This window comes from Paenibacillus sp. Y568 (assembly GCF_059445545.1).
The window spans coordinates 1-516 of record NZ_JCAIUM010000074.1; the positions used below are offsets into that span (position 1 = coordinate 1).

Genomic DNA, 516 nt, shown 5'->3' on the forward strand with positions numbered 1-516 from the left:
GTAAGAAGAGGCCGTTCTTCGGTCGTAAAGCATCTAATATCTTTCCCAATATTCTCAATCGTGAATTTACAGCAGTGGCAGCTAAATCAAAACTTGTCACTGATATTACCTATGTAAGAATTGGTCATGATTTTGTATATCTCTCTGTAATTCTAGATCTCTTTAACAATGAAGTCTTAGCTTGGCAACTATCCAACCGAAATGATCTACAGCTTGTAGTAGATACAGTGAAGCAAATAGATGCAAAAGGAGCCCTCCTACACTCCGACCAAGGGTTTCAATACACAACGAAAACGTATGCTAATCTACTAGAAGAACGGAAGCTTAAAGGAAGTCACTCCAGACGAGGGAATTGTTATGATAATGCTTGTATTGAATCTTTCTTTTCACATCTTAAAACGGAAAAACTTTATTTGCAGAAGCCAGATAGCGAGGAAAGTGCTCGAAAACTCATTGCAGAACACATCGAATACTACAATAAAGAGCGATTCCAGAAAAAATTAGGCGACCTCTCCC

At 38.4% G+C, this 516-nt stretch carries 1 protein-coding gene; it reads left to right on the forward strand.

Annotated elements, in window-relative coordinates:
* Positions 1 to 516 (forward strand): IS3 family transposase (locus AC1D7X_RS25860; RefSeq protein ID WP_495476448.1); only part of this gene is annotated, 516 nt, incomplete at both ends.